This is a genomic window from Micromonospora sp. NPDC049359, assembly GCF_044466585.1.
GTDB lineage: Bacteria > Actinomycetota > Actinomycetes > Mycobacteriales > Micromonosporaceae > Micromonospora.
In genome coordinates this window covers 396,921-406,547 of record NZ_JBITMW010000005.1, presented here as the reverse complement: position 1 = coordinate 406,547, position 9,627 = coordinate 396,921, and the positions used below count along the sequence as shown (strand labels likewise).

General features: G+C 72.3%; 7 protein-coding genes. 5 read left to right on the top strand and 2 right to left on the bottom strand.

Going from position 1 to position 9,627, the window contains the following annotated elements; all coding sequences use genetic code 11:
- Positions 1-148 precede the first annotated feature (148 nt).
- The gene (locus ACIBTX_RS15445) at positions 149-4,519 is read left to right on the top strand and encodes an FtsK/SpoIIIE domain-containing protein (RefSeq protein ID WP_357120586.1); all 4,371 of its coding nucleotides are present in this window, start codon (positions 149-151) and stop codon (positions 4,517-4,519) included.
- Between the two features lie 54 nt (positions 4,520-4,573).
- On the opposite strand, the gene ACIBTX_RS15440 is transcribed toward ACIBTX_RS15445, so the two are convergent.
- Positions 4,574-5,242, bottom strand: a complete 669-nt coding sequence (locus ACIBTX_RS15440; protein WP_357120589.1) for a hypothetical protein — start codon at positions 5,240-5,242, stop codon at positions 4,574-4,576.
- Positions 5,239-5,544 (bottom strand): hypothetical protein, encoded by a 306-nt coding sequence (locus ACIBTX_RS15435; protein WP_357120592.1) that lies wholly within the window; start codon positions 5,542-5,544, stop codon positions 5,239-5,241. The genes ACIBTX_RS15440 and ACIBTX_RS15435 overlap by 4 nt, the downstream gene beginning before the upstream one ends.
- Positions 5,545-5,744: 200 nt before the next feature.
- Here ACIBTX_RS15435 and ACIBTX_RS15430 point away from each other — a divergent pair, with 200 nt between their 5' ends.
- From ACIBTX_RS15430 to ACIBTX_RS15415, 4 genes are all read left to right on the top strand, one after another.
- Positions 5,745-7,568 carry a putative T7SS-secreted protein gene (locus ACIBTX_RS15430; RefSeq protein ID WP_357120595.1) on the top strand — a complete coding sequence of 608 codons (1,824 nt, stop codon included), beginning with the start codon at positions 5,745-5,747 and terminating at the stop codon, positions 7,566-7,568.
- Complete coding sequence (locus tag ACIBTX_RS15425) at positions 7,568-8,131, top strand: type VII secretion system-associated protein (RefSeq protein ID WP_357120598.1); 564 nt, start codon at positions 7,568-7,570, stop codon at positions 8,129-8,131. Before ACIBTX_RS15430 ends, ACIBTX_RS15425 begins: the two co-directional genes overlap by 1 nt.
- A 224-nt stretch (positions 8,132-8,355) precedes the next feature.
- Positions 8,356-8,904, top strand: coding sequence for a sigma-70 family RNA polymerase sigma factor (locus ACIBTX_RS15420; RefSeq protein WP_396832615.1), 549 nt, complete (start codon positions 8,356-8,358; stop codon positions 8,902-8,904).
- Complete coding sequence (locus ACIBTX_RS15415) at positions 8,901-9,617, top strand: zf-HC2 domain-containing protein (protein ID WP_363661502.1); 717 nt, start codon at positions 8,901-8,903, stop codon at positions 9,615-9,617. Before ACIBTX_RS15420 ends, ACIBTX_RS15415 begins: the two co-directional genes overlap by 4 nt.
- Positions 9,618-9,627 lie beyond the last annotated feature (10 nt).

Below are 9,627 nucleotides of genomic sequence, written 5' to 3'. Positions count from 1 at the left end.
GCGCCCCCCCCCCCCCGCCCCACACCCCCCCCCCCCCCCCCCCCCCCCCCCCCCCCCCCCCCCCCCCCCGGGGGGGGGGCGGGCGCCCCCCCCCCCCCCCCCCCCCCCCGACCGTGTTCCCGACGGATCGCCCGACCAGGAGATACCCGTGCGCCTGCTGCTCACCGTCACGGATCAGTCCACCCCCGCAACCGACTACCAGGTCGAGGCCGCCCTCGACTCCACCGTCGCGGAGCTCGCCGAGGTGCTGGCGGGGCGCCGTCCGGAACCCGGCACCCGAGCACCGACGATCTTCGTCGCCGGCGCTCCCCTCGACCCCGGGCTGACGCTCGCCGACGCCCCGCTGTGGCAGGGCAGCGTCGTCGAGCTGGATCGTCCGACGTCCGTGTCACCGCCACCGGCGGCCGGTCCGCTGGAGATCCGGGTGGTCAGCGGTCTCGGCGCCGGCAACCTGTACCCGCTCGCCATCGGCGAGCACGCCGTCGGCGCCGCCGACGACAACCACGTCCGCGTACACGACGACCCGCTCGCTCCCGTGCTCGCCCGGCTGCGGGTGACCGAGGACGGGGAGTGCTGGCTCCGTCCGATGGAGCCCGGCCTGTTGCTCGACCGGGTGGAGGTCGACGAGCAGGAGCGGATCTGGAAGCCCGGAGCGCAACTCGCCGCGGGCTCCTCCCTGCTGGAGCTTCGCCGCCCCCTGCGGGACGAGGCGGCGCTCCAGATCTCGGAGGACCGTACGGGCCTCGACTACAACCGTCCGCCCCGCCTACTGCCCGCGGCGCGGACCACCCAGTTCACGCTTCCCGGGCCGCCGGCGCCTCCGGAGCGACGGCCGCTCACGCTGATCACCGTGCTGGCGCCGGTCGTGCTCTCCGGTGCCGCGTTCGTCGTCACCCGCAACCCGCTCACGTTGCTCTTCGCCATCCTGTCGCCGCTGGTGCTGATCGCCGGCCAGATCGGCGCGCGGCGTCAGGGCCGGGCCACCTACCGCTCCCGGCTCACCGAGTACGAGAAGAAGCGGGCCCGCATCAGCGGCGAGGCCGAGGAGGCGCTGGCCGCCGAACGGTCGGTCCGCCGGGACGACTTTCCCGATCCCGCGTCGATGGGGCTGATCGCCACCGGCCCGCAGCGTCGGCTGTGGGAGCGACGCCGCACCGATCCTGACTTCCTGGAGCTGCGGGTCGGCAGCGCGGACCTGCCGTCGGACGTGGTGCTCCGCGACCTGAGCCAGGACGAGAACCGGCGTGAGGTCCGGTGGAGCGCCCTCGACGTACCGGCGACCGTGCCGGTACGCAAGCACGGTGTCGTGGGGGTGGCCGGCGACGCCGTCGCGCGTACGACGGCCCGGTGGATGATGGCCCAGGCCAGTGCCCTGCACAGCCCGGAGGACCTGCAGATCTACCTGCTCTGCGGCACCGCCGACGAGAGCGGCTGGGCCTGGGCGGGGTGGCTGCCGCACCTGCGGCCCCGCGACGGTCAGGACACCCTCGCCACGGTCGGCACCGACACCCAGACGTTGGCCCGCCGGGTCGGCGAGCTGGTGGCCATCATCTCGTCCCGCTCCGGCGAGCGGGGCAGCGGAGCGTTCCGGGACATCCTCGTGGTGCTCGACGGCGCCCGCAAACTCCGGTCCCTGCCCGGCGTCACCCAGATCCTGCGCGAAGGACCGGCGGTCGGGGTGTACGCCATCTGCCTCGACGCCGAGGAGCGGCTGCTGCCCGAGGAGTGCCAGGCGGTCGTCGCCCAGCAGGAGGACGGGTCGCTGCTGGTGACGCAGACCCTCGCCGCCCCGATCGGCGACGTCCACCCGGACGTCGTGTCGCCGGAGTGGCTGTACCGGACGGCGCGGGCGCTGGCGCCGCTGCGGGACATCGGTGGCGCGGACGAGGAGAGCGCCCTGCCCGGGTCGAGTCGGCTGCTCGACGTACTCGGAATGGAGCCGCCGGAGCCGGATGCGGTGACGGCCCGGTGGACCTCGGGTGGTCGGACCACCGAGGCGGTGCTCGGGGTGTCGCTCGACGGGCCGTTCGCGCTCGACCTGAAACGGGACGGACCGCACGGCCTGGTGGCCGGCACCACCGGCTCCGGCAAGTCGGAGCTGCTGCAGACCCTCGTCGCCTCGCTCGCCGTGGCCAACCGTCCGGACGCGATGACGTTCGTGCTCGTCGACTACAAGGGCGGCAGCGCGTTCAAGGACTGCGTCCTCCTGCCGCACACCGTCGGCATGGTGACCGACCTGGACACCCACCTGGTGGGCCGGGCGCTGACGTCGCTCTCGGCGGAGCTGCGCCGACGCGAACACATCCTCGCCGAGGCCGGGGCGAAGGACATCGACGACTACGTGGAGCTGCTGCGCCGCGAGCCGTCCCGCGTCCCGATGCCGCGCCTGCTCATCGTGATCGACGAGTTCGCGTCGATGGTGCGTGACCTGCCCGACTTCGTGACCGGTCTGGTCAACATCGCCCAGCGCGGCCGATCGCTCGGCATCCACCTGGTGCTGGCGACCCAGCGACCGGGCGGCGTGGTCTCCCCCGAGATCCGGGCCAACACCAACCTGCGCATCGCCCTGCGGGTCACCGACAGCAGCGAGAGCCAGGACGTGCTGAACGCCCCGGACGCGGCCGCCATCTCGAAGTCGACGCCCGGTCGCGCCTTCGTCCGTCTCGCCCAGTCGTCGCTGGTGCCGTTCCAGGCGGGCCGGGTCGGCGGGTTCCGCCCCGGCGCGCGCAGCACCGACCGCCCGGCCCCCTGGTTGGCGCCACTGTCCTTTCCCGACCTCGGTCGCCCCGCGCCACGTCGCCGCTCCGGCGAGGCGGCGCCGTCGGCCGAGCTGACCGACCTCGCGGTGCTCGTGACGGCGATCCGGGACGCGAGCGAACGGCTCGGCATCCCGGCCCAGCACAGCCCCTGGTTGGCGGCGCTGCCCACCTCGCTGACCGTCGACGCGTTGCCCCCGGCCCGCGCCACCGACTACCACCTCCCGGCGGTCGCCTACGGGCTGGTGGACCTTCCGGCCCAGCAGGACCAGGTGCCGCTGGCACTGGACCTCTCCACGCTCGGGCACCTGCACGTCATCGGCTCCTCGCGCAGCGGCCGATCGCAGACGCTCCGGACGATCGCCGGGGCGGTCGCCCGCGTCCAGTCCACGGCGGACGTCCACCTCTACGGCGTCGACTGCGGCAACGGGGCGTTGCTGGCCCTCAACGGCCTGCCGCACTGCGGGGCGGTGGTGCAGCGCACCGAGGCGGAGCGGCTCGGCCGGTTGTTCGCCCGTCTCGTCGCCGAACTGGGCCGGCGGCAGCAGCTGCTCGCCACCCGGGGCTCGGCGAGCATGGTGGAGTACCGGACGGGTGCCGCCCCGGGTGAGCGACCGCCACACATCCTGGTGCTCCTGGACCGGTTCGAGGTCTTCGACAAGACCTTCGCCGACTACGACAACGGCACGATCATGGCCGCTCTGCTGACCCTGCTGCGCGAGGGTGCCGGGGCGGGCATCCACGTCGTGCTCGCGGGTGACCGGGCGATGTTCTCCAGCCGGATCTCGTCCACCACCGACGACAAGCTGGTGTTGCGGTTGACCGAACGCGGCGACTACAGCATGGTCGGCATCAACCATCGGCAACTGCCGGACGAGATCGAGGCGGGTCGCGCGATCCGGGCGTCCGACGGCGCCGAGGCGCAGATCGCGCTGCTCGGCGAGGACACCTCGGGTCAGGGGCAGGCGCGCGTACTCGCCGACATCGCCGAGACGGCCCGGCGGCGGGACGCGGACCTCGCGCCCGGCGACCGCCCGTTCCGGATCGACGTGCTGCCCGACGAGCTGACCCTCGCGGACACCGAGACGCTCCACCGACCCGACGGGCCGCTGTGGACGATGCTGGGTGTGGGCGGCGACGAGCTCACCGCGATCGGGCCGGACCTGACGGTCGTCCCGACCCTGGTCCTGGCGGGTCCACCTCGTTCGGGACGGAGCACCGCGCTGCTGACGATGGTCGCCACCCTGCTGCGCAGGGGGACCGAGGTGGTCGTGGCGGCGCCCCGCAGATCGCCGCTACGCGAGCTGGCCGACCTCCCCGGTGTGCTCGACCTCGTCGCGAACGAGAACCTCACCTCCGCCGTTCTGACGGCCGCGCTGGAGCGCAGGAGCGGACCGGCCGTGGTCGTGCTCGACGACGCCGAGCTGCTGCTCAAGTGCGACGCGGGCAGCGACCTCGGGGAGATCGCCCGAACCGGCGCGGAACGGGGGCTCGGGTTGGTCATGGCGGGCACCATCGACGGCCTGTCCGGCGGCTTCGGCGGCTGGCACGTCGACGCCCGGCGCAACCGGCAGGGCGCGCTGCTCAGCCCGCAGGGCCTCGGCGACGGCGAACTGATCGGCGCCAAGCTGAGCCGGGGCCAGCTCGGTGGGGGACGCCTGGGTCGGGCGCTGCTGCACCTCGGCGACGGCACCGTCCGCCTGGTGCAGGTGCCCCGCACCGATCCGGTGGCACTGCGGTCACTGGTGACGCCAGCGGAGTAGAACCCGAACGAGAGGGGGACACCGCGCTGCGGTGTCCCCCTCGTCGATCACCGCTCAGGCGTCGGTCGTACCCGTAGGCTCCGGCCGCGCGGCCAGCACCGGCCGGTCGTCGTCCCAGGTGAACGCCAGGGACTCGGTGATCGCGCCGAAGAGTTCGAAGATGTCCTCCGCCTCCGCGAGGTTCGGGCTCGACCCGGTGACCACCACGACGTCCGCCGATCCCGGCATCGGTACGACGGTGTGCATCACCGCGCACCGCATCGTGACGCCGTCCTGGACGACGTTCTGGATGCCGTACACCCGACCGACGGTGCCGATGCGGGGAATCGTCGCGGTGGTCACCCGCCGCCAGGTCCCGTCGGCCCGGTTGGGGTGCGCCACCGCCGTCAACGCGCCGAGGATGTCGCCGTTGGCCGGTGGTGTGACCACCGCGACCACCACGGTGGCGGTGAGCGGGCCGTCCTCGTACATCTCGAAGACGCCGGCCGCGTGCACCGCGCCACCGCGCCGGGCCTGGCGTACCGACCGGCGTACCTGCTCGGCGAAGCGGCCCGCCTGGTCGGCGGTGAACCCGCCGGTCAGGGCGTGGCCCCGCGCCTCCTCGCCGAGCCGGTTCTCGCTCGCCTCGTCGGCCACCGCGAAGTCGACCCACGCCTGCGGGGTGCGCAGCTCGAAGCCGGTCGGGGTGGGCGTCGCGGCATGGGCCTGGGTCGGGGCGCTCACTGTGCCGCCTGCTGGTCCGGCGCGGTCAACGCGTTGACCGTCTGGGTGTCGGTCTCCCGGAACGCGTCGGCGACGGCCTTCGCGGCGTCGCGTACGCCCCCCAGGTCCTTGCCCACGACGTGCCGACCGTCGCCCCACCGCTTCTCGAAGTGCCGGGCGGCGTCCTCCAGGCCGCGCTGCCCGAGCGTGTCGACCACCGCGCCCATCGACCGGACCGACGCGCTGTCCATCAACTCCTTGGTACGCCGCAGCAGCTCGTGTACGCGTTCCAACTCCGCGCCCGGAACGAGGATCTCGCTCATCGCGCGCACTCCCCCGCCGGCCTGCTCATCGCATCGCTCATCTCCGCACCCTCCCGACCCGTCTCGGCAACTGGGGCGTACACGGATCGGCGGCCGGCCCGGTTCACCAGGTGAACCGATCCACCCCGCGCTACGTGTGCGACTCGGCTCCCGGCGGATGGCTCGGGCGCCGGCCTGACGATGCGATGGGGAGGTTCGTCATGACGCGTCCGGGCGACGCCGAGTGGTCCGTGTTGCAGCTCGACTCAGATCCCGTGCCGGGTGATCCGGAGTCCTTCGAGGAGATCACCAGGGCGTACCAGGAGCTGGCCAGAACCACCCAGGAGGCGCACGACCTGCTCGCGTCCGGCAGCCAGATCGACGTCGGTCAGGGCAAGGCCATGGACGCCTTCCGCGACCTGATCGGCAAACTGCCGGGACGCCTGGACGGGATGGCGAACTCCTACGCCAGCGCCGCCGACGCGTACCTGCGGTACCTGCCCTCGCTGGAAGAGGCGCAGACCATGTCCCTGCGCGCCCTCGACCAGGCCCGACAGGCGGCCGGGGACCAGAGCGCCGCCCAGGCGGCGGCCGTCAGCGCGGCGGCCGCGCTCCTCGTCATGAACGCCGACACCACGACCACTCCGGACGCCAAGGAACAGGCCACCGACGACGCGACCGCCGCCAAGAACCGCGCCGCCGACGCCCAACAGGCACTCGATGGCGCGAAGTCGCTCCTCGGCCAGGCCACCGCCCTACGCGACCAGGCCGCCCGCACCGCCGCCGACACCCTGCGTCAACTCGCCAAGGACGCACCACAACGATCCCTCTGGGACAAGATCGTCGAAGCGTTCAACGCGTTCATCGACTTCCTGCAGAGCACCGTCATCGAGTGGATCACCACCATCCTGGACGTGCTCTCCGTGGTCGCCTCGTTCATCTTCCCACCCCTCGGTTCGGCGATCGGCTTCCTCTCCGGCGCCATCGACCTCGCCGCCGCAGCCCTCGGCGGCGACCCCGCCGAGATCGCCCTCGCCGCCGGCGGACTCGCCCTCGGCCTCGTACCCGGCGGACGCATCGTCAGCCGGGTCCTCAAGTTCGCCAACAAGTTCGCCGGCAAGATTCGCCCCGGCAGCGTCGCGGACGGCATCAGGAACAGCACCAAGGAGGTCACCGGCGGCAGCCGCAGCGTGCCGGGCGCCGGCGCGGCGCCGGGGCGCGGAATCGACGCGAACGTCACCGAGGTCGGCCTCGGCAAGGTCATCAAGGGCGTGTTCAACAAGATCGACATGAAGCTGTTCGACCTGCGGTTCAACCGGGACCTCAAGGCCGCCAAGAAGAAGCAGGCCAACGACCCGACCCTGATCATCGGCCAGAACAGCAAGGGCCACCTCAAGACGTTCCACGCCTCGGACGTCGAGTCGACCCCGCTGGTGGACAACAACGGCAAGCTGGTCGGCGTGCTCTTCCCGAGCAGGGCCACCGACAACGACAACTTCACCAGCTGGGCCCGGACCGACGCCAACCTCGCCTTCGGCCGGAACATCGGCGGGACGGCCGCCGACCCGGGGACGAAGGCGGTCCGCAAACTGCCCGGTACCGACACCGGCTTCGCGGGCAACGAGTTCCTTCCCCCGCCCTGGGCCGGCCTGAGAAACGATCCCACCCTGGTCATCGCGCACGGCAACCCGAACGGTGCCGCCGTACGGCTGGCGAACGGCAAGCTGCTGCACGTCCCGGGTGGAGAGTTCGCGAAGGTTCTGCACCACAACGAGCTCTTCGATCCCAATTCGAAGAGGTCCATCGCCCTGATCTCCTGCAACTTCGCCAACGCCTCCGGCTCTGCGGGGCAGGACTTCGCCGACGCCATGGCTGCTCTCGGCAACCGGCGAAAGATCTTCGCGGCGAACGAGGTGGTCGTCACCACCGAGGGCGTGGACGTGGACGGTCTGGTGACCAGCCCGGGCCGGCCCATCGCGACGTTGGCGGTGCAGAACGGCGGCGAATTTGCAGAGCTCAAGCCGAAGGGCAAGGGGGCAAAGTGATGAACGAGAACGACAACGGTGACCGGCAGCGAAACTGGATGCTGCTGACGGACGCGCGCTGGAGCGCGCCCGACGAGGGTGCGGCGGACGCGACCGACGTGCCCCCGGTGGAGGCGATCGTCGGTGGCTGGCTGGTGGAGCCCGACGGCACCGTGGGCCGCTTCACCGCGAATCCGCTGTACCGGCCGGAGGACCCGGGGGCGCCCACCAGCCCGGTGGACGCCGCCGCGCAGTTGGTCGCTTCCGGCCGCGCGGGGGTCGACGTGGTGCTCCTGGCGCTGCGGGACAGCCTCGTGGACGTCGCGCTGGACAGCGAGGGTGAGGTCATCGTGGCACCGGCGCCCGACGACGTGCCGTGTGTGCTCGTCGCGACCGGGGTGGTGGACCAGGCCCGGGTCGACGCCGCCGAGTGGCGGCAGGTCGACCTGGGTGATCTGCTGACGCTGCTCCCGGACGGCGTCGACGTCCTGCTGAATCCGGGCGGGCCTCGCTCCATGCGCCTGTTCGCGGATGCGCTGCGGGACGTCGCCGTCGAGGGCGAGCCGTCACCGACCGCCCCGTGACGCACCACCCCGCTGGGGCTCGGACGTGACGTCTGCGCCCCAGCGGGGTGGTGCCGCCGGAAACGCATCGGCGACGGTTGACGTCTCGAATCGGTCTCGACGTGGGTCAGTAGACAAATCTTTTATTGATCAACTAACGGTACTAACAGGACGTGCATCCTGAGGCCCCGTAGACAACCGGCGGGCACGCCGGAGACGTGAGGGTCAGCAAAAGGGTGGTAGCAATGGCGGGATCAGGACCTGTTCGTCGGCGCGAAGTGGCAGGCGAGGCACTGGTCCGGTCCATATTCGAGGAGCACGGACGCGCGATGCTCGCTTACGCGACACAGTTGACCCGCGACCGCGCGGCCGCGGAGGACGTCGTCCAGGAAGCGCTGGTACGCGCGTGGCGTCACCCCGACAGTCTGGTCAACGGCAAGGGCTCGGTACGGGGTTGGCTGTTGACGGTCGTCCGCAACATCGTGACCGACACCGTCCGCGCCCGGAACGCGCGACCACCCGAGGTGCCCGACGGCCCGACGGAATCCGCGGTCGAGCGTGACCACGCCGACCAGGTGGTCAACTCGATCGTCGTGACGGACGCCCTCAATCGCCTCTCCACCGAGCACCGACAGGTGCTCGAGCAGGTCTACCTGCGCGGGAGTACAGTCGCGGAAGCCGCCCAGGTCCTCGGGATCCCACCGGGCACCGTGAAGTCCCGCTCCTACTACGCACTCCGAGCCCTCCGCGATCTCGCCGAGCGTCGCGCCGGGGTGGAACGGCCTGCCTCATGACATCCGACAGCTCATCGCCCCACGCCGACCACTTCGACGTCGGCGGTTACCTGCTGGGCGCGCTCGACGAGTCCTCGGCCCGCCGAGCCGAGGAGCACCTGGCGGGTTGTGCCCAGTGCCGGGCCGAGGTCGAATCGCTGCGGACGTGGACGGACGCGCTCGAGAACGTACCCGACGTGATGCTGCTCGACGGCCCGCCGGAGGACGGCGACCTGCTGTTGCAGCGCACCCTGCGGCAGATCCGCGGCGAGGCCGCCGACGAGCGCCGCCGCCGGCACGCCGTGACCGGGGTCGCCGCGGCGGTCGTCGCCTCGGCCGTCCTCGGCGGCGCCTTCCTCGTTCCCCGGGGCGACACGACGACGGACGCGACCGCGCCGCCGCCGAGCCCGAGCGTCCCGGCCGACCGGGCGGTCCGCTCCGCCAGCGCGGCCGATCCGCGCACCGGCGCTCGTCTCGCCGTCGCCGTCCAGCCGGCCCCCGGCTGGGTACGCCTCAACGCCACGGTGTCCGGCATCCCGCAGGGCCAGCGTTGTCGCCTGCTGGTCGTCGGCAAGGACGGCAGCACGGTACTGGCGGGCAGTTGGCTGGTGTCGGAGCGCGGGGCCGCCGAGGGCGTCACCCTGGACGGCAGTGCCCTGATCGACGAGGCCCAGATCGGCAGTGTCCGGGTGGAGACGACCGACGGCACGGTGTACGTCAGCGCGACGCTGTAGGGCATACCAC

What these genes read in the sequence shown, in the direction of transcription:
- ACIBTX_RS15435 (WP_357120592.1), bottom strand. Translation starts at nt 5,544, where the DNA reads ATGAGCGAGATCCTCGTTCCGGGCGCGGAGTTGGAACGCGTACACGAG.
- ACIBTX_RS15430 (WP_357120595.1), top strand. Translation starts at nt 5,745, where the DNA reads ATGACGCGTCCGGGCGACGCCGAGTGGTCCGTGTTGCAGCTCGACTCA.
- ACIBTX_RS15425 (WP_357120598.1), top strand. Translation starts at nt 7,568, where the DNA reads ATGAACGAGAACGACAACGGTGACCGGCAGCGAAACTGGATGCTGCTG.
- ACIBTX_RS15420 (WP_396832615.1), top strand. Translation starts at nt 8,356, where the DNA reads ATGGCGGGATCAGGACCTGTTCGTCGGCGCGAAGTGGCAGGCGAGGCA.
- ACIBTX_RS15415 (WP_363661502.1), top strand. Translation starts at nt 8,901, where the DNA reads ATGACATCCGACAGCTCATCGCCCCACGCCGACCACTTCGACGTCGGC.